Consider the following 17,624-nt stretch of genomic DNA (forward strand, 5'->3'; position numbering starts at 1 on the left):
ACGATCGTGCCCGCGCACCCCGGCCCGGCGGCCCGCGCGGGCGCCGTCCGATGTCACGTCACCTCACGGGGAGGCACGTCCGAGATGAAGTCGCACGTCGCGGAACTGGCCGGGATACGCGCCCGCGTGCTCGCCGGCCCCGGTGAGAAGGCGACCGCCGCCCAGCGGGCCAAGGGCAAGCTCACCGTGCGGGAGCGGATCGAGCTGCTCCTGGACCCGGGATCCTTCCAGGAGGTCGAGCAGCTGCGCCGGCACCGCGCGACCGGCTTCGGCCTGGAGGCCAGGAAGCCGTACACCGACGGTGTGGTCACCGGCTGGGGCACGGTCGAGGGCCGCACGGTCTTCGTCTACGCCCACGACTTCCGGATCTTCGGCGGCGCGCTGGGCGAGGCCCACGCCACCAAGATCCACAAGATCATGGACATGGCCATCGCGGCCGGTGCCCCCCTGGTCTCCCTCAACGACGGCGCGGGCGCCCGCATCCAGGAGGGCGTGACCGCGCTGGCCGGGTACGGCGGCATCTTCCGCCGGAACACGGCCGCGTCCGGGGTGATCCCGCAGATCTCCGTGATGCTGGGCCCGTGCGCGGGCGGCGCGGCCTACAGCCCCGCCCTCACCGACTTCGTCTTCATGGTCCGCGAGACCTCGCAGATGTTCATCACCGGCCCGGACGTGGTCAAGGCCGTGACGGGCGAGGAGATCACCCAGAACGGGCTCGGCGGCGCCGACGTCCACGCCGAGACCTCCGGCGTCTGCCACTTCGCGTACGACGACGAGGAGGCCTGCCTGGAGGAGGTCCGGTACCTGCTCTCCCTGCTGCCCGGCAACAACCGGGAGACCCCGCCGGCGGTGCCCTGCGCGGACCCGGTGGACCGCCGCGGCGACGTCCTCCTCGACCTGGTCCCGGCCGACGGCAACCGGCCGTACGACATGGCCAAGGTCATCGAGGAGATCGTCGACGACGGCGAGTACCTGGAGGTGCACCAGCGCTGGGCGCGGAACATCATCTGCGCCCTGGCCCGGCTGGACGGCCAGGTGGTCGGGATCGTCGCCAACCAGCCGCAGACCCTGGCCGGCGTGCTGGACATCGAGGCGTCCGAGAAGGCCGCGCGCTTTGTGCAGATGTGCGACGCGTTCAGCATTCCGCTGGTCACGCTGCTCGACGTGCCGGGCTTCCTGCCGGGCGTCGGCCAGGAGCACGGAGGCATCATCCGGCACGGCGCGAAGCTGCTGTACGCCTACTGCAACGCGACCGTGCCGCGCATCTCCCTGATCCTGCGCAAGGCGTACGGAGGTGCCTACATCGTCATGGACTCCCAGTCGATCGGCGCCGACCTCACCTACGCCTGGCCAACGAACGAGATCGCCGTGATGGGCGCGGAAGGCGCCGCCAACGTCATCTTCCGCCGCCGGATCGCCGAGGCCGGCGACCCCGAGGCGAAGCGCGCCGAGCTGGTGAAGGAGTACAGGGCCGAACTGATGCATCCGTACTACGCGGCCGAACGCGGCCTCGTGGACGACGTCATCGACCCCGCCGAGACCCGCGAGGTGCTGATCCGGGCCCTCGCCGTGCTCCGCTCGAAGCACGCGGAGCGCCCCGCCCGCAAGCACGGCAATCCCCCTCAGTGACGGAGGTCCCCATGTCCGTGTTTCCCACGCCCGCCCCCACCGCCCCCATCGCCCCGATCCGCGTCGAGAAGGGCCGGGCCGGCGACGAGGAGCTGGCCGCCCTCGCGGTACTGCTGCTCAGCCGCGGCGCCCTCGCCAAAGCCGGTGCGCAGCCCTCGTCCCCCGGCACCACGTCCTGGCGCCCGCACGTCTTCCACGCCCCGCACAGCTGGCAGCGCGCCTGACGACCGGCCCCCACCCGGGGCGCCCGTTTCCCTCCGGGTCGCCCGGCGCGCGCCGGCCGCTCACTTCTTGGTGAGAGTGATGTCCTGCTCGGCGACCGCGTGGAACGCCGGCAGCGGGGCGATGCCCGTGGGGCGCAGCTCCACCAGCGTGGCCTCCACATGGGCCGCGCCCGCCTTGAAGGAGGCCGGCGCGGTCTTGCCGGAGTTCTGCCAGCGGTGTTCGGCGCCGTCGCACCGGGCGACGGTGCCGCCGATGCCGTACTGCACACTGTGGTCGCCCTGGCTGACCGAGGAGCCGACGAAGACCTGGCCGGTGCTGCCGGCGCAGCGGTAGGTGCCCGACAGGGTGATCGTGCCGTCGGCGGCGATCCGGCCGGTGGCGTCGACCGTGACGGTCTCGGCGGGGTCCGCGCCGGCCGGCACGGCGCACAGCAGCAGGGCTGCGGCGCCGAGGGCCGAGGCGAGGGCGGGGCGTACGGGCATGGTCTGCCTCCCGGTTCCGTGGGGTGGGGGCTCCACTCGTACCGGGCGGCCGTGCCGGTGGGCGTGACCGTCACTCCATTGGTGGCGCGTCATCGAACCGTCCGGGAGTTGTCCGGGTGTTGTCACGCTTCACGGCGAGCGGTTCCGGTCCGCCCACGGCGGGAGCATGGTCGGTTCATACGGGGGTGGCCCCGGAAGGCAGCCGCCCGTCGGATCGCTCGTGGAGGTGCGCCGTGTGCTCCCACTCTTTCTCGTGTCCCGCACCGGACCTCACCGCCCCGCACCCGGTGGCGGCCCACCCCGAGCAGGGCTGGACCCTGCTGTGCGACGGCTCGATCGTGTTCGACGACAGCGGCGAGCTGCACCCGGACGGCAGCGTGGTGCCGCCCCGCCGGGTCCCGTCGGAGCGGCTCGCGGCCGTGGCCTGAGCACCCGTCCGCGCGCCCGAGCGGCTCGCCGCCCCGGCCCAGCGACTCACGGTCCCCGCGGAGCGACGCGCAACCTCGGCCGGAATAACCGTGGCCGAACGCCCCACGGTCCCGGCCGAACGACTCACAACCCCGGCCCGAGCAACTTGCCCTCACGGCGGAGCGACTCGCCTTCCCGGCCGACCGGCTCGTCGTCCCGGCCGAGCGGCTCACGGTCCCGGCCGAACGAGTCACGGTCCCCGCGGAGCGACGCGCAGCCCCGGCCCGGGCAACCCGTCCTCCCGGCCGTGTGGTCCGGACGCGGCCCCTATGGCAGGACCGCGAACCCGTCCAGCTCCACCATCGCCTGCTCGTCCCACAGCCGTACGACCTGGACGACGGCCATGGCGGGGTAGTCCCGGCCCGCCGACTCCCGCCAGATGCGGCCCAGTTCGCGGGCCTGGGCGCGATAGGCGGCGACGTCCGTGGCGTAGACGGTGACGCGGGCGAGGTCGGCGGGGGTGCCGCCGGCCGCGCGCAGGGCGGTGAGGAGGTTGCCGAGTGCCCGCTCGAACTGCTCCGGGAGCGTGCCCCCGGTGATCTTGCCGTCGGCGTTCAGGGCCGTCTGGCCGGCGAGGAACACCACGCGGGAGCCGGTCGCGACGACGGCGTGCGAGAACCCCGTGGGCGGGGACAGCTCGGGCGGGTTGACGCGCTCGCTCGTCACCGGGCCTCCTTCTCCTGCGTCCACGCGTACAACTCCTTGGCGATGATGCCCCGTTGGACCTCGCTCGCCCCCTCGTAGATGCGCGGGGCGCGCACCTCGCGGTAGAGGTGCTCGAGCAGGTGACCGCGGCGCAGGGCGCGGGCGCCGTGCAGCTGGACGGCGGCGTCGACGACGTACTGCGCGGTCTCGGTGGCGAGCAGCTTGGCCATCGCGGCGCGCCGGGGCACGTCGGCGGCGCCGCGGTCGTACGCGGTCGCCGCCGCGTACACCATCAGCCGGGCCGCCTCGGTGCGCAGGGCCATCTCGGCGACCTGGTGGGAGACGGCCTGAAGGTCCATCAGCCGGCCCGCGAACGCCTCGCGTCGCCGCGTGTGCTCGACGGTGGCGTCCAGTGCCGCCTGGGCCATGCCGACCGCGAAGGCGCCGACGCTGGGCCGGAAGAGGTTGAGGGTGCCCATGGCGACGGCGAAGCCGCGGTCCACCTCGCCGAGCACGTCCTCGGCGGAGACGGGCACGGCGTCGAAGTCGAGGGCGCCGATGGGGTGCGGCGAGATCATCTCCAGTGCGCTGCCGGTGAGTCCGGGCCGGTCGGCGGGGACCAGGAAGGCGGTCACGCCGCGGGCGCCGGCGCCGGGCGTGGTGCGGGCGAAGACGGTGTAGAAGTCGGCCTCGGGGGCGTTGGAGATCCAGCACTTCTCGCCGGTGAGCCGCCAGCCGCCGGACCCGTGGGGCTCGGCGGCGAGGGCCAGCGCGGCCGCGTCCGAGCCGGCCCCGGGCTCGCTCAGCGCGAAGGCCGCGACCGCGCTGCCGTCGGCGACGCGGGGCAGCCAGTGCTCCCGCTGGGCGGGGCTGCCGTGGGCGTGCACCGGGTGGGCGCCCAGGCCCTGCAGGGCGAGGGCGGTCTCGGCCTCGGTGCACGCCTGGGCCAGGGACTCCCGCATCAGGCACAGGTCGAGCGCGCCGGAGGTGAACAGCCGTCCCAGCAGGCCCAGTCGGCCCAGCTCGGCGAGGAGATCCCGGTTGACGCGGCCCGGCTCCCCCTTGTCGGCGAGCGGGCGCAGCCGCTGCGCGGCCAGGGTGCGCAGCTCGGCACACCAGGCGATCTGCTCCGGTTCGAGTGAGAATGCGGGCACTGCCGGTCCTCCCTCCGCGGCGGGGCCGTGGTGGCCCACCCACCGAGGTTATCGCGCACAGTTGACTGCCGTCACCAACACGATACGCTCGAACGGCGAGCCCACCACACAGCCCGTCCGGACGTCTGTCACGGCAAGGGGGCGAACCGCCATGCACTTCTCGGCCAACTTCTCGGCCCATGTCGACACTTTCGCGCGCGACCATCTGCCCCCGCCGGACGAATGGCCCGAGCTGTGCTTCGACCTGCCCGAGCTGCACTACCCGGAGCGGCTGAACTGCGCGGCGGAACTCCTGGAGGGGGCGGACCCGGCCCGCCCGGTGTTCCACACCCCCGACGGCCCCTCCTGGACGTACGGCGAGCTGCGCGCCCGGGTCGACCGGATCGCGCACGTCCTCACCGGCGCGCTGGGCGTGGTCCCCGGCAACCGGGTCCTGCTGCGCGGCCCCACGACCCCGTGGCTCGCGGCCTGCTGGCTGGCGGTGCTGAAGGCGGGCGCGGTCGCGGTCACCGTGCTGGCCCAGCAGCGCCCGCACGAGCTGGCGGCCATCTGCCGGATCGCCCGGGTGGGGCACGCGCTGTGCGACGTCCGGGCGGTGGACGACCTGGCGAAGGCCGAGATACCCGGGCTGAGCATCACGACGTACGGCGGTGACGCCCCCGACGACCTGCTGCGCCGCCCCGCCCCCGGCGACCCGTTCCCCGCGGTCGGCACCGCGGCGGACGACGTCGCCCTCATCGCCTTCACCTCGGGCACCACGGGTCACCCGAAAGGCTGCATGCACTTCCACCGGGACGTGCTGGCCATAGCGGACACCTTCTCCCGCCATGTGCTGCGCCCCCGGGCGGACGACGTCTTCACCGGCAGCCCCCCGCTCGGCTTCACCTTCGGCCTGGGCGGGCTGGTGGTCTTCCCGATGCGGGCCGGTGCCAGTGCCCTCCTCCTGGAACAGGCCGGGCCCCGGCAGCTGCTCCCCGCGATCGCCGAGCACCGGGTCTCGGTGCTGTTCACCGCCCCGACCGCGTACCGCGCCATGCTGGACCACCTGGACGGCCACGACATCTCGTCGCTGCGGCGCTGTGTGTCGGCCGGCGAGAACCTGCCCGCGGCCACCTGGCGGGCCTGGCAGGAGCGCACCGGGGTGCGGATCATCAACGGCATCGGCGCGACCGAGCTGCTGCACATCTTCATCTCCGCCGCCGACGAGCGGATAAGACCCGGCACCACGGGCGTGCCGGTGCCCGGCTGGCAGGCGCGTGTCCAGGACGCGGACGGCGTGCCGGTGCCCGACGGCGAGCCCGGCCTGCTGGCCGTGCGCGGCCCGGTCGGCTGCCGCTACCTCGCCGACCCGCGGCAGCGGGACTACGTGCGCGACGGCTGGAACATCACCGGCGACACCTACGTGCGGGAGGCCGACGGCTACTTCCGCTACGTGGCCCGCGCCGACGACATGATCATCTCGGCGGGGTACAACATCGCCGGACCCGAGGTGGAGGACGCCCTGCTGCGCCACCCGGACGTGGTGGAGACGGCGGTCGTCGGCCGGCCCGACGAGGCCCGCGGCCAGGTGGTGGTCGCGTACACCGTGCTGCGCGACGGTGCCCGGCGGGACGCGGAGGCCCTGCGCGCCTTCCTCAAGTCCGAACTGGCGCCGTACAAGTGCCCACGCGAGTTCGTCTTCCTCGACGCCCTGCCCCGCACGGCCACCGGCAAGTTGCAGCGGTTCCGGCTGCGCACCGAAGGTGACCGGCAGTGATGCCGACGACCTAAAATGATCAACGTGTCCGAGCAGCACGCCCCCAGGTCCCTCATCGTCACGCTCTACGGCGCGTACGGCCGCTTCATGCCCGGCCCGGTGCCCGTCGCCGAGCTGATCCGGCTGCTGGCCGCGGTGGGCGTGGACGCACCCTCCGTCCGCTCCTCGGTCTCCCGGCTCAAACGGCGCGGCCTGCTGCTGCCGGCCCGCACGCAGTCCGGCGCCGCCGGGTACGGGCTCTCGCCCGAGGCGCGCCAGTTGCTGGACGACGGCGACCGCCGCATCTACGCCACCGCGCCTCCCGAGGACGAGGGCTGGGTCCTGGCGGTCTTCTCCGTGCCCGAGTCGGAGCGGCAGAAGCGGCACGTCCTGCGCTCCCGGCTGGCCGGACTGGGCTTCGGCACGGCGGCCCCCGGGGTGTGGATCGCCCCGGCCCGGCTGCACGAGGAGGCCGAGCACACGCTGCGCCGGCTGCGGCTGGATCCGTACGTGGACTTCTTCCGGGGCGAGCACCTGGGCTTCGCGCCCACGGCCGAGGCGGTCTCCCGCTGGTGGGACCTGACCGCGATCGCCAAGGAGCACGAGCGCTTCCTGGACGCGCACGCCCCGGTCCTGCACGGCTGGGAACGCCGCGCCGACACCCCGCCCGAGGACGCCTACCGCGACTACCTCCTCGCCCTCGACTCCTGGCGCCACCTGCCCTACACCGACCCCGGCCTGCCCACGCACCTGCTGCCCGCCGGCTGGCCGGGCGTGCGCTCGGCGGCGGTCTTCCGCGCCCTGCACGAGCGGCTGCGGGACGCGGGGGCTCAGTTCGCGGGCGTGTGACGGGGCCCGCGGCCCCCTCAGCTGAGCGACAGCCGGGGCTTGGGGGCGTCCGTGCGGCCGGTCTGCGGACGGCGACTGCCCGCCCGGTACGGCGCGGGCCAGACGGCGCCCGGTCCCTCGTAGCCCTGTTCGGCCGCCGCGTGCAGGGTCCAGTGCGGGTCGTACAGGTGCGGCCGGGCGAGCGCGCACAGGTCGGTGCGCCCGGCCAGGAGTAGGGAGTTGACGTCGTCCCAGGAGGAGATGGCGCCGACCGCGATCACCGGGATGCCGACCTCGTGCCGGATCCGGTCGGCGAACGGCGTCTGGTACGACCGCCCGAACTCCGGCCGCTCCTCGGCCACCACCTGCCCGGTGGAGACGTCGATCGCGTCGGCGCCGTGCGCGGCGAAGGCGCGGGCGATCTCCACCGCGTCATCGGCGGTGGTGCCGCCCTCGGCCCAGTCGGTGGCGGAGATGCGGACCGTCATGGGCCGCTCGGCCGGCCACACCGCGCGTACGGCGTCGAAGACCTCCAGCGGGAAGCGCAGCCGGCGCTCCGGCGAGCCGCCGTAGGCGTCGGTGCGGCGGTTGGTGAGCGGCGAGAGGAAGCCGGAGAGCAAGTAGCCGTGCGCACAGTGCAGTTCGAGCAGGTCGAAGCCGGCCCGGGCGGCCCGCCAGGTGGCCGCCACGAACTGCTCGCGGATGTCGGTGAGCTGGGCGCGCGACAGCTCGCGCGGAATCTGGCTGCCCGGCTTGTACGGCAGCGGGGAGGCGGCGACGAGGGGCCAGTTGCCCGTCGGCAGCGGTTCGTCCATGCCCTCCCACATCAGCCGCGTGGAGCCCTTGCGGCCGGAGTGCCCGAGTTGCACGCCGATCGCGGTGCCCGGGGACTGGCGGTGCACGAAGTCGGTGACCCGCCGCCACGCCTCCGCCTGACGGCCGGTGTACAGACCGGCGCAGCCCGGGGTGATGCGGCCCTCCTCGCTCACGCACACCATCTCGGTCATGACGAGCCCGGCGCCGCCGAGGGCGCGGGCGCCGAGGTGCACGAGGTGGAAGTCGCCGGGGACGCCGTCGGTGGCGGAGTACATGTCCATCGGGGAGACGACGACCCGGTTGCGCAGGGTCAGTCCGCGCAGCCGGAACGGCGTGAACATCGGCGGTGTGCCGGGCGGGCAGCCGAACTCGCGCTCCACGGCCTCGGTGAAGCGGGCGTCGCGCAACCGGAGGTTGTCGTGGGTGACCCGGCGGCTGCGGGTGAGCAGGTTGAAGGCGAACTGGCGGGGCGGCTGGTCGAGGTAGCGGCCCAGGTTCTCGAACCACTCCAGGCTGGCCCGGGCGGCCCGCTGCGTGGAGGCGACGACGGGTTTGCGCTCCTCCTCGTAGGCGGCCAGCGCGGCGGGCACGTCGGGCTGTTCCTTCAGGCACGCGGCCAGGGCCAGCGCGTCCTCGACGGCGAGCTTGGTGCCGGAGCCGATGGAGAAGTGGGCGGTGTGCGCGGCGTCGCCGAGCAGGACGACGTTGCCGTGCGACCAGTGTTCGTTGACCACCGTGCGGAAGGTGGTCCACGCCGACTTGTTGGAGCGCAGGGGCCGGCCGCCGAGCGCGTCCGCGAAGATCTTGGCGCAGCGCTCGACGGACTCCTGTTCGCCCAGCTCGTCGAAGCCGGCCGCGCGCCAGACGTCCTCGTGCATCTCCACGATCACGGTGGAGGCGCCGGCCTCGAACGGGTAGCCGTGCAGCTGCATCACGCCGTGCTCGGTCTCGGCGATCTCGAAGCGGAAGGCGTCGAAGGCGAAGTCGGCGGCGAGCCATATGTAGCGGCAGCGGTGGGTGTCCACCCGGGGGCGGAACGCCTCGGCGCGGGCCTGCCGGCTGGTGCTGTGCACCCCGTCCGCGGCGACGACCAGGTCGTGGGTCCGGGACAGCTCGTCCAGGGGCGGGGCCTCGGTGCGGAAGCGGATCGGCACGCCGAGACAGTGGCATCGCTCGTGCAGGATCTTCAGCAGGGTCTGCCGGCGCACGGCGGCGAAGCCGTGTCCGCCCGAGGTGTGGCGGGTGCCCCGGTGGACGATGTCGATGTCGTCCCACCGCACGAACCGCCGCTGCAGCGCCTCGTACACCACCGGGTCGGCGTGCTCGATGCCGCCCAGCGTCTCGTCGGAGAGGACGACGCCGAAGCCGAAGGTCTCGTCAGGGGCGTTGCGCTCCCAGACGGTGACCTCGCGCGCCGGGTCGAGGCGCTTGAGCAGCGCCGCCGCGTACAGGCCGCCCGGGCCTCCGCCGATGATCGCCACGCGCACCGGGACTCACCTCCCCCGCCACTTCGGCGGGCGCTTCTCCGTGAAGGCCGTATGGAACTCGGCGTAGTCCTCGCCGTTCATCAGCAGGGCCTGGGTCGAGGCGTCCAGCTCCACCGAGGCCGCCAGCGGCATGTCCAGCTCGGCCGTCAGCAGGGCCTTCGTCTGGGCGTACGCCAGGGCGGGCCCGTCGGCCAGGCGGCGGGCGAGCGCCCCGGCGGCCTCGTCGGCGCGGCCCTCCTCCGTCAGCTCGCTGATCAGGCCGATCCGCTCGGCCTCGGGGGCCCGGACCGGCTCGCCCAGCATGAGCAGGCGGGTGGCGTGGCCGAGGCCGACGACCCGGGGCAGCAGATAGGCCGCGCCCATGTCGCCGCCGGACAGGCCGACCCGGGTGAAGAGGAAGGCGAACCGGGCGCTCGGGTCGGCGACCCGGAAGTCGGCGGCGAGGGCGAGGACCGCGCCCGCGCCGGCCGCGACCCCGTGCACGGCGGCGATCACCGGGAAGGGGCACTCGCGGATCGCCCGTACGACCTGCCCGGTCATCCGGTTGAAGTCGAGCAGCCGCGCCGTGTCCATGGACAGCGTGGCACCGATGATCTCGTCGACGTCGCCGCCGGAGCAGAACCCGCGCCCCTGCCCGGCCAGCACCAGGGCGCGCACCGCGCGCTCCCGGGACAGCTCGGCGAGCAGGTCGCGCAGGTCGGCGTAGGCGCCGAAGGTGAGGGCGTTGAGCTTGTCGGGGCGGGCCAGGGTGACGGTGGCGACGCCGTCGGCGAGCTGGACCCGCAGGTGCTCCCAGTCGGCGGTGCGGGCGGCGGAGCCGGTGAAGGGACTCATGACGTGCGGCCTCCTAGGGCGGCGGTGCCGTACGTTGCTCTGTCCCTCGAAGTTATCACTTGTTTGTGACTATCGTCACGAGGGCGCGACACGCGGAGCCGCGCCGACCGGCCCGGTCGCGTATGTCACCGGTCGGCGACAGCGCGGTAACAGTGGGCGCCGGCGCGCGAGAGCGGCCGTTCGGCGGGGTAAGCCGCCCCGTACCGGGGCCGATGGTCCCGGGCGAAGCCCGCCGAAGACCCCCGAAGCCGGACCCGTACCATTTCCACAGTCGAAAGCAGGACAGCCTGCTCCATGAACGGACTCGCCTTGCACGAACGCCCCACCGCATCGGCCTCCTGGCGCATCGCGCTGCCGCACACCGCCGCGGCGGTGCCCGTGGCGCGTGCCCTGGTGCGCACGGCCCTCGCCGAGGTGGAGCATCCGGCCGACAGCGACACGGCGGAGCTGCTCACCGCCGAGCTGGTCGCCAACGCGGTGGAGCACACCGCGGGGCGCGGCCCGATAGAGCTGGTGGTGGAGCTGTTGCCGACCGGCTGCCAGGTCGAGGTGCACGACCCGGACCCGGCGCCGCCCGGCCATCTGACGCGGCCGGTGATCGAGGAGCCCGACCCGTGGCAGGAGGGCGGGCGCGGGCTGCTGCTGATCCGCGCCCTCAGCTCCTCCTGCGGGCACCGCCCCACCCCCTCGGGCAAGGCGGTGTGGTTCAGACTGCCTGTGGTTCCCGCTCCGCGCCGTCCACTGTGACCCCGGGGGCCGCCGTCCGGGCCAGCGTGGAGTGCCGGCGGCCGTAGCCGACGTAGATCAGCAGGCCCACCGCGAGGAACACCGCGAACTGGAGCCAGGTCCGCCAGCCCGTCTCGTACATCAGGTACAGGCAGAAGCCGACGCCGAGCAGTGGGCCCACCGGGTACAGCGGCACCCGGAAGCTGCGGCCGAGGCCCGGTTCGCGGCGGCGCAGTGCGATCACCGCGATGTTGACCACGCCCATGACGGCGAGCGTGCCGATGGTACACAGGTTCATCACGGAGTCGAGGGAGGCGAAGGCCGCCGGGAGCGCGAAGACGAACGCGACGACCAGCGTGCCGGCCACCGGGGTGGAGGTCTTCGGGTTCACCTTCTCGAAGACCCGCGGGATCAGGCCGTCCCGGGACATCGACATCAGGATCCGGGTCTGGCCGTACATCACGGCGAGGACGACGGAGGCGATGGCGACGACCGCGCCGAAGGCGATCACCCCGCCGCCGATGCCGGAGCCGGTGACCTCGTTGACGACGTAGGAGAGAGCTGCGGGACGGCCGGCGACCTGCCCGGGGCCGACGGCGCCGATCGCGGCGAGCGCGACCGCGCAGTACAGCAGGGTGACCAGGCCCATGCAGACCATGATCGCGACCGGGACGTCCCGGCGCGGGTTCTTGGCCTCCTCGCCGGCGGTGGTGATCGCGTCGAAGCCGATGTAGGAGAAGAACGCCGCCGTGGTGCCCGCGCCGATGCCGCCGAGACCGGCCGGGGAGAACGGGGTGAGGTTGCCGTGCCGGAAGGCGCTGTAGCCGACGGCGCAGAAGGCCAGCAGGATGACGAGCTTCACGGCGGCCATGGCGGCCGTCGCCCGGGCGCTCTCGCGCACCCCGCGCACCAGCAGCACGGAGGCCATGGCGATGACGATCACGGCCGGCAGGTTGACGATCCCGCCGTCGCCCGGGCCCGCGGACAGGGCGGCCGGGAGCTGCACGCCGGTGAGGCTGTGCAGCAGCTCGTTGACGTACTGGCTCCAGCCGACCGCGACGGCCGAGATGGAGACGCCGTACTCCAGCAGCAGGCACCAGCCGACGAGGAAGGCGGTGGACTCGCCGAGCCCCGCGTAGGCGAAGGAGTAGGAGGAGCCGGAGACCGGGATCGCGCCGCCCAGCTCCGCGAAGGAGAAGGCGGTGAAGACGCAGGTGATCGCGGCGAGGACGAAGGAGACGACGACGGCCGGGCCGGCCTGCGCGACGGAGTCGGAGAGGCCGACGAAGATGCCGGTGCCCACGATGGCGCCGACGCCGAAGCAGATGAGCTGGAAGAGGCCCATCGTGCGCCTCAGGCCGTGTCCCTCGCGGTCGGTGCCGGATTCGGCGACGAGCAGGTGCGGGGACTTGATACGGGGAGCGGGCATGTGCGGGTGGTGCTCGTTTCTCGGTGGTGCGGGCGACGGGGTGGCCGTCGCGGCGGCGGCACCGGAAGGGGTGGCCCGGGCCGCCGATCAGGACAGGGTGTGATGTGACCGGACCGCTACGGTTGTCCGGTGAGCGTGGCGACCAGTACGGCCTTGATGGTGTGCAGACGATTCTCGGCCTCGTCGAAGACGACCGAGTGCGCGGACTCGAAGACCTCGTCCGTGACCTCCAGGGAGGTCAGGCCGTGGGCCTCGTGGATCTCCCGCGCCACCTCGGTGCCGAGGTCGTGGAAGGCCGGCAGGCAGTGCAGGAACTTCACGTCCGGGTTGCCGGTGGCCCGCAGGACGTCCATGGTCACGGCGTACGGCGCGAGGGCCTTGATCCGCTCGGCCCAGATCTCCTTGGGCTCGCCCATGGAGACCCAGACGTCGGTGGCGACGAAGTCGGCCCCCCGGACGCCCTCGGCGACATCCTCGGTCAGGGTGAGGACGGCGCCGCTGCTGTCCGCCAGCTCGCGGGCCCGGGCCACGATCTCGTCGGCCGGCCAGTACTCCCTGGGCGCGACGATCCGCACGTCCATGCCGAGCAGGGCGCCGGTGACCAGGTAGGAGTTGCCCATGTTGAAGCGGGCGTCACCGAGGTAGGCGAGGGCGATCCCCGTCAGCGGCTTGGTGCTGTGCTCGGCCATGGTCAGCACGTCGGCGAGCATCTGCGTGGGGTGCCAGTCGTCGGTGAGCCCGTTGTAGACGGGCACGCCGGCGTGGGCGGCCAGCTCCTCGACCTTGGCCTGGCTGTCGCCCCGGTACTCGATGGCGTCGAACATCCGGCCGAGGACGCGGGCGGTGTCCTTCACGGACTCCTTGTGCCCGATCTGCGAGCCGGACGGATCCAGGTAGGTGGTGTGGGCGCCCTGGTCGGCGGCGGCGACCTCGAAGGCGCAGCGGGTGCGCGTGGAGGTCTTCTCGAAGACCAGCGCGATGGCGCGGCCGCGCAGGTACTGCGTCTCGGTCCCCGCCTTCTTGGCGGCCTTCAGCTCGGCTGCCAGCTCGACCAGGCCGCGGAACTCCTCCTCGGTGAAGTCCAGCTCCTTGAGGAAGTGGCGGCCGGCGAGGGCGGTCAGGACTGTCGCCATGGGGGGCGCTCCAGGGGTACGGATGAAGGGACACTGAAATTCTATACGACGGTCAGCATTTCTATACGGCACCCTTGCCGCGGTCCCCACGGTCCCCACCCTCGTCGCGGTCCCCGCCCTTGCCACGGGCGGCAACCTTGCCACGGTCCCCGCCCTCGTCGCGTCCCCGCCGCCCCCGCCGTGGGCCAGGTCACACAGGGTCGCGCTCGACCGGGCAGCTCATGCACCGGGGGCCGCCCCGGCCCCGCCCCAGCTCGCTGCCCGGGATCTCGATCACCTCGATGCCCTGCTTGCGCAGATGGGTGTTGGTGGTCGAGTTCCGCTCGTAGGCGACGACGACACCGGGCTCGACGGCGAGCACGTTGCAGCCGTCGTCCCACTGCTCGCGCTCGGCCGCGTGCACGTCCTGGGTGGGGGTGAGCACCCGGATCTCGCCGAGCCCGAGGGCCGCGGCGATCGCCCGGTGCATGTGCTCGGGCGGATGGTCGGTGACCTTCAGCTCCCGCTCGCTCACGCCGGGTTCGATGGTGTACGAGCGCAGCATGCCGAGCCCCGCGTACTGGGTGAAGGTGTCGCCGTCGACCATGGTCATCACCGTGTCGAGGTGCATGAAGGCGCGCCGCTTGGGCATGTCCAGCGCGACGATGGTGCGCGCCGAGCCGGCCGCGAACAGCTTGTGCGCCAGCATCTCCACGGCCTGCGGGGTGGTGCGCTCGCTCATCCCGATGAGGACCGCCCCGTTGCCGATCACCAGCACGTCGCCGCCCTCGATGGTGGAGGGGTAGTCGGCCTGCCCGCGGGACCAGACGCGGAACGCTTCGTCGCGGAACAGCGGGTGGTACCGGTAGATCGCCTCGAAGTGCACGGTCTCCCGCTGCCGGGCGGGCAGGCGCATCGCGTTGATGGCGACCCCGTCGTAGATCCAGGCGGAGGTGTCGCGGGTGAAGAGGTGGTTGGGCAGCGGATCGAGCAGGAAGTCGTCGAGGTCCATCACATGGAAGCGGACGGAGGTCGGCTCGGCGTGCGCTTCCAGGAACTCCCGCTTCGTCATGCCGCCGACCAGGGCCTCGGCCAGTTCCCGCGCGGGCAGGGTCTCGAACGCGGCGCGCAGATGATCGGTGGCGAGCGGGCCGTACTCCTTCTCGTCGAAGACGCGGTCCAGGACGAGGGTGCGGGCCTCGTCGATCGCCAGGGTCTCGGTCAGCAGGTCGCCGAAGAGGTGGACGGCGACCCCGCGGTCACGCAGGACGTCGGCGAACCCGTCATGCTCTGCGCGTGCCCTGCGCACCCAGAGCACGTCGTCGAACAGCAGCGCGTCCTTGTTGCTGGGGGTGAGCCTCTTCAGCTCGAGATCCGGCCGGTGCAGGATGACGCGGCGGAGCCGCCCGGCCTCGGAGTCGACGTGGAATCCCATGCCACCATCCTGACCATCGCGGACCGGATTCACCCCCTCCTCGGCCATTTCCGTGCCTTCTTGTTTCCCCCTGCCGCCTCCCCGTCCCGTCTCCCGGGCGGCCGGTGGACGGGCTGCGGCGTCGGCCGTGCGCTCAGATCGCGGTGCACGGCACCGGCCAGCGCCGGATGCGCGGGGGCAGGGCCACCGCCCAGCCTCCGGTGGCCAGCACCAGCCGCTCCGCGGCGAGCAGGTCCGCGGCCGCCCGCCCGGGCGCGTCGAGCGCGGCCAGCGGTGTGGGCTCCAGCAACCGGAGGAAGGCGGCGCGGAGATCGGGGTGGTCGAGCGTGAGCCGGGCCGCGGTGCCGGGCTCCCTGCGGTCGAGGACGGTCACGAAGCCGGGGCCGCGCCGGTGGTGGAGGGCTCCGTAGGAGTACCCGGCGCGCCATGCCTCCAGCTCGTCCCGGCCTCCGGGCAACTCCTCGGGAGGGGGCAGATGCCGGAGCACGGCGAGGTCGTACGACGGCCGTCCCGCCGCCCGCCAGCACACCCGCAGCCCGAGGCTCTCGCACTCGCGCAGGAACCGCACCGCCTGCGCCGTCTCCCGCCCGGTACCGGCCAGCCGCAGCGGCTCGGTCGCCTCGACCCGGTGCCCGGTGCGCCGGTGCGGCACCTCGGCGGGCAGCCCGGTCATGCGGCGCCCTCGGGCAGGCGGACCGGCTCGCCCCAGGTGGGCAGGGCGACGTAGGTGGGGCCGTCGCGGAACAGCAGGCCCAGCGCGAAGGCGTGCCCGATCCACTCCGTCAGGGCGTCGGCCGTCACCTCGTGCCCGGCGGCGGCCAGCAGCCGGTGCAGGGCGGCGGCCGTGCGGCCGTCCTCCAGGTGCCGAAGGGCCTGCGCCCGCCAGCCGGTGAAGCGGTGGTCGGCCGGCGCGCGGCCGTGCCGCCGGTCGTGCACCAGCAGGTCCTGCCCGTCCTCCTCGAACAGCAGCCGGGAGCGCGCGTGCCCGGCCCGCCAGGCGGCCACGGCGTCCTTCAGGCGCCGCTCGGCCGGGCCGGTGATGCCCGCGTCGTCGGTGTCGAACAGGTAGACCAGGTCGGCGAGTTCGGACTCGGGCAGGTCGTAGACGTGCTGGTACATCTCGGCCGGGCGGCGCTTGCCGAAGCCGAGCCCCGGGTCGGTGAAGTGCGGGCTGAAGCGCTCCAGCTGGATGCGGTGGGCACCGCTCGGCGGCTGCAGATGGACCAGGGCCGGCAGTTGCCCGACGACGGACTCGTAGTCCTCGGCGCTCTCGCCGGGGAAGCCGTAGAGGAGGTTCCAGGAGCAGGTCAGCGCGTGGTTCTCGCACTCGCGCAGGGTGCGCACGTTGCGCGCCCCGGTGACGCCCTTGTCCATGAGCTCCAGGACCCGGCTGCCCAGGCTCTCGATGCCGGGCTGGATGTGCACCGTGCCGGACTCGCCGAGGAGCCGGAGCTGGGCCGGCGTGAGGTTGGACTTGACCTCGTAGTGCAGCCGCAGGTCCCAGCCGCTCGCGGCGACGCGGGGCAGGAAGTCGCGGAAGTAGGCCATGTCGATGATGTTGTCGACGGTGACCACGTCGAGGATGCGGTGCCGGCGCACCAGCCGGTCGAGCTCCGCCCACAGCCGCTCCCCCGGCTTGGCGCGGAAGGCCATGGCGGAGCCGTTGAGCCCGCAGAAGGTGCAGTGGTGCTTCTCGCCCCACCAGCAGCCCCGGGCGCCCTCCACGACCAGCTTCGGATGGACGTACTCCCGCACCGGGGAGGCGTCCAGGGCGGCCTGCCACTGGTCGTAGTCCGGCGAGGGGATGTCGGCGGGGGCCACGGTCCGCCGGGTCTCCGGGTTGGCGCGCGGCACCGGTCCGTCCCACCAGCACAGGCCGGGCACGTCCGCGGGTGCGCTGCCCGCGTCCAGGTGGCGTAACAGGGCGGGGAAGGCGTACTCGGCCTCGCCGCGGACCACGTGGTCGACGAAGGGGTGGTTGCGGTGCAGGGCGTGGCCCATGGGCCCGTCGCAGTTGCTGCCACCGAACACGATGGTCAACCGGGGTCTTCTGCGCTTGAGTTCGCGGGCGAGGGCGAGGGAGGAGACGTTCTGCATGAACGTGGTGGTGAACCCGACGACGTCCGGCTCGGCCGCCAGCACCTCCTCGGCGCAGGCTGCGACGAAGTCGGCGGCGTGGGGCCGCATGGCGACGGCCGTCTCGACGCAGAGGTCCCGCGCGGCCGCGTAGCCCCGCAGCCGGGCCAGGCCCCAGCCCGGGTCGTCGTACAGGGCGCCGGAGAACACCCAGTCGCCCAGGCCGTGGAAGATGGCGTCGCTGCCGACCGCCACGTAGTCACCCGGCCGCAGCCGGCCGCCGGAGCGCTCCAGCAGGAACTCCGCCCAGCGCAGCGAGCCGTGGAACTCGGTCACCTCGTCGGCGGGGCGCGCCGCGCGCACGATCCGCTGCAGCAGGCCCAGTTGCAGCGAGGGCAGATCGAGCGGCTGCCAGGGCATCGTGACGAGTTGGACGCGCATGACTCAGCGGGTCGGCCGCTTCTCCAGGATCGCCGGGCGGCGCGTGGTGCTCCGGTCCTCCCGGACCACGATCTTCTTGATCTCCATGCCCCTGCGCTCCCC

16 protein-coding genes are annotated in these 17,624 nt (G+C 73.3%); 6 read left to right on the forward strand and 10 right to left on the reverse strand.

Annotated features, from left to right (window positions below; translation table 11 throughout):
- Positions 1 to 84 precede the first annotated feature (84 nt).
- Both ACLU3S_RS03510 and ACLU3S_RS03515 read left to right on the forward strand, forming a co-directional pair.
- Entirely contained in the window at positions 85 to 1,629 is a 1,545-nt protein-coding gene (locus ACLU3S_RS03510; protein WP_413950216.1) for an acyl-CoA carboxylase subunit beta, read from the forward strand.
- 11 nt (positions 1,630 to 1,640) lie between these two features.
- On the forward strand, positions 1,641 to 1,853 hold the full coding sequence (locus ACLU3S_RS03515; protein ID WP_413950217.1) for an acyl-CoA carboxylase epsilon subunit: 213 nt from the start codon (positions 1,641 to 1,643) through the stop codon (positions 1,851 to 1,853).
- Positions 1,854 to 1,913: 60 nt separating this feature from the next.
- On the opposite strand, the gene ACLU3S_RS03520 is transcribed toward ACLU3S_RS03515, so the two are convergent.
- Positions 1,914 to 2,336, reverse strand: coding sequence for a DUF6299 family protein (locus ACLU3S_RS03520; RefSeq protein WP_413950218.1), 423 nt, complete (start codon positions 2,334 to 2,336; stop codon positions 1,914 to 1,916).
- A 233-nt stretch (positions 2,337 to 2,569) separates the two neighbouring features.
- Here ACLU3S_RS03520 and ACLU3S_RS03525 point away from each other — a divergent pair, with 233 nt between their 5' ends.
- Complete coding sequence (locus ACLU3S_RS03525) at positions 2,570 to 2,764, forward strand: DUF5999 family protein (RefSeq protein ID WP_413950219.1); 195 nt, start codon at positions 2,570 to 2,572, stop codon at positions 2,762 to 2,764.
- Positions 2,765 to 3,071: 307 nt separating this feature from the next.
- Here the strand turns inward: ACLU3S_RS03525 and ACLU3S_RS03530 are convergent, their stop codons facing one another.
- Positions 3,072 to 3,470: a RidA family protein gene (locus ACLU3S_RS03530; RefSeq protein WP_413950220.1), complete on the reverse strand. Its 399-nt coding sequence runs from the start codon at positions 3,468 to 3,470 to the stop codon at positions 3,072 to 3,074.
- Positions 3,467 to 4,603 carry an acyl-CoA dehydrogenase family protein gene (locus ACLU3S_RS03535; RefSeq protein WP_413950221.1) on the reverse strand — a complete coding sequence of 379 codons (1,137 nt, stop codon included), beginning with the start codon at positions 4,601 to 4,603 and terminating at the stop codon, positions 3,467 to 3,469. Before ACLU3S_RS03535 ends, ACLU3S_RS03530 begins: the two co-directional genes overlap by 4 nt.
- Positions 4,604 to 4,754: 151 nt before the next feature.
- Here ACLU3S_RS03535 and ACLU3S_RS03540 point away from each other — a divergent pair, with 151 nt between their 5' ends.
- Positions 4,755 to 6,359 carry an AMP-binding protein gene (locus tag ACLU3S_RS03540; protein ID WP_413950222.1) on the forward strand — a complete coding sequence of 535 codons (1,605 nt, stop codon included), beginning with the start codon at positions 4,755 to 4,757 and terminating at the stop codon, positions 6,357 to 6,359.
- A 15-nt stretch (positions 6,360 to 6,374) separates the two neighbouring features.
- Positions 6,375 to 7,187 carry a PaaX family transcriptional regulator C-terminal domain-containing protein gene (locus ACLU3S_RS03545; protein ID WP_413950223.1) on the forward strand — a complete coding sequence of 271 codons (813 nt, stop codon included), beginning with the start codon at positions 6,375 to 6,377 and terminating at the stop codon, positions 7,185 to 7,187.
- A 17-nt stretch (positions 7,188 to 7,204) separates the two neighbouring features.
- On the opposite strand, the gene ACLU3S_RS03550 is transcribed toward ACLU3S_RS03545, so the two are convergent.
- Together ACLU3S_RS03550 and ACLU3S_RS03555 are read right to left on the reverse strand one after the other, a co-directional pair.
- The gene (locus tag ACLU3S_RS03550) at positions 7,205 to 9,469 is read right to left on the reverse strand and encodes a bifunctional salicylyl-CoA 5-hydroxylase/oxidoreductase (RefSeq protein WP_413950224.1); all 2,265 of its coding nucleotides are present in this window, start codon (positions 9,467 to 9,469) and stop codon (positions 7,205 to 7,207) included.
- Positions 9,470 to 9,475: 6 nt separating this feature from the next.
- Entirely contained in the window at positions 9,476 to 10,303 is an 828-nt protein-coding gene (locus ACLU3S_RS03555; protein WP_413950225.1) for an enoyl-CoA hydratase family protein, read from the reverse strand.
- Between the two features lie 294 nt (positions 10,304 to 10,597).
- On the opposite strand from ACLU3S_RS03555, the gene ACLU3S_RS03560 reads away from it, so the two are divergent.
- A complete protein-coding gene (locus ACLU3S_RS03560; RefSeq protein ID WP_413950226.1) occupies positions 10,598 to 11,050 on the forward strand; it encodes an ATP-binding protein in 453 nt (150 codons plus the stop codon).
- Here the strand turns inward: ACLU3S_RS03560 and ACLU3S_RS03565 are convergent.
- From ACLU3S_RS03565 to ACLU3S_RS03585, 5 genes are all read right to left on the reverse strand, one after another.
- Positions 11,010 to 12,458 (reverse strand): amino acid permease, encoded by a 1,449-nt coding sequence (locus ACLU3S_RS03565; protein ID WP_413950227.1) that lies wholly within the window; start codon positions 12,456 to 12,458, stop codon positions 11,010 to 11,012. The two genes, ACLU3S_RS03560 and ACLU3S_RS03565, sit on opposite strands and share 41 nt — an antisense overlap.
- 116 nt (positions 12,459 to 12,574) lie before the next feature.
- Positions 12,575 to 13,591: an ornithine carbamoyltransferase gene (argF, locus tag ACLU3S_RS03570; RefSeq protein ID WP_413950228.1), complete on the reverse strand. Its 1,017-nt coding sequence runs from the start codon at positions 13,589 to 13,591 to the stop codon at positions 12,575 to 12,577.
- A 190-nt stretch (positions 13,592 to 13,781) separates the two neighbouring features.
- The gene (locus tag ACLU3S_RS03575; RefSeq protein ID WP_413950229.1) at positions 13,782 to 15,005 is read right to left on the reverse strand and encodes an arginine deiminase; all 1,224 of its coding nucleotides are present in this window, start codon (positions 15,003 to 15,005) and stop codon (positions 13,782 to 13,784) included.
- Between the two features lie 133 nt (positions 15,006 to 15,138).
- Positions 15,139 to 15,678 (reverse strand): DUF5825 family protein, encoded by a 540-nt coding sequence (locus ACLU3S_RS03580; RefSeq protein WP_413950230.1) that lies wholly within the window; start codon positions 15,676 to 15,678, stop codon positions 15,139 to 15,141.
- On the reverse strand, positions 15,675 to 17,522 hold the full coding sequence (locus ACLU3S_RS03585) for a RiPP maturation radical SAM C-methyltransferase (RefSeq protein WP_413950231.1): 1,848 nt from the start codon (positions 17,520 to 17,522) through the stop codon (positions 15,675 to 15,677). The genes ACLU3S_RS03580 and ACLU3S_RS03585 overlap by 4 nt, the downstream gene beginning before the upstream one ends.
- Positions 17,523 to 17,624: the final 102 nt, after the last annotated feature.

It is taken from the genome of Streptomyces sp. AF1A (genome assembly GCF_047340315.1).
Classification (GTDB): Bacteria; Actinomycetota; Actinomycetes; order Streptomycetales; family Streptomycetaceae; genus Streptomyces.

Coding starts and splice junctions, on each gene's coding strand:
- ACLU3S_RS03510 (WP_413950216.1), top strand. CDS start 85: ATGAAGTCGCACGTCGCGGAACTGGCCGGGATACGCGCCCGCGTGCTC.
- ACLU3S_RS03515 (WP_413950217.1), top strand. CDS start 1,641: ATGTCCGTGTTTCCCACGCCCGCCCCCACCGCCCCCATCGCCCCGATC.
- ACLU3S_RS03520 (WP_413950218.1), bottom strand. CDS start 2,336: ATGCCCGTACGCCCCGCCCTCGCCTCGGCCCTCGGCGCCGCAGCCCTG.
- ACLU3S_RS03540 (WP_413950222.1), top strand. CDS start 4,755: ATGCACTTCTCGGCCAACTTCTCGGCCCATGTCGACACTTTCGCGCGC.
- ACLU3S_RS03545 (WP_413950223.1), top strand. CDS start 6,375: ATGATCAACGTGTCCGAGCAGCACGCCCCCAGGTCCCTCATCGTCACG.
- ACLU3S_RS03555 (WP_413950225.1), bottom strand. CDS start 10,303: ATGAGTCCCTTCACCGGCTCCGCCGCCCGCACCGCCGACTGGGAGCAC.
- ACLU3S_RS03560 (WP_413950226.1), top strand. CDS start 10,598: ATGAACGGACTCGCCTTGCACGAACGCCCCACCGCATCGGCCTCCTGG.
- ACLU3S_RS03565 (WP_413950227.1), bottom strand. CDS start 12,458: ATGCCCGCTCCCCGTATCAAGTCCCCGCACCTGCTCGTCGCCGAATCC.
- argF (WP_413950228.1), bottom strand. CDS start 13,591: ATGGCGACAGTCCTGACCGCCCTCGCCGGCCGCCACTTCCTCAAGGAG.
- ACLU3S_RS03575 (WP_413950229.1), bottom strand. CDS start 15,005: ATGGGATTCCACGTCGACTCCGAGGCCGGGCGGCTCCGCCGCGTCATC.
- ACLU3S_RS03580 (WP_413950230.1), bottom strand. CDS start 15,678: ATGACCGGGCTGCCCGCCGAGGTGCCGCACCGGCGCACCGGGCACCGG.
- ACLU3S_RS03585 (WP_413950231.1), bottom strand. CDS start 17,522: ATGCGCGTCCAACTCGTCACGATGCCCTGGCAGCCGCTCGATCTGCCC.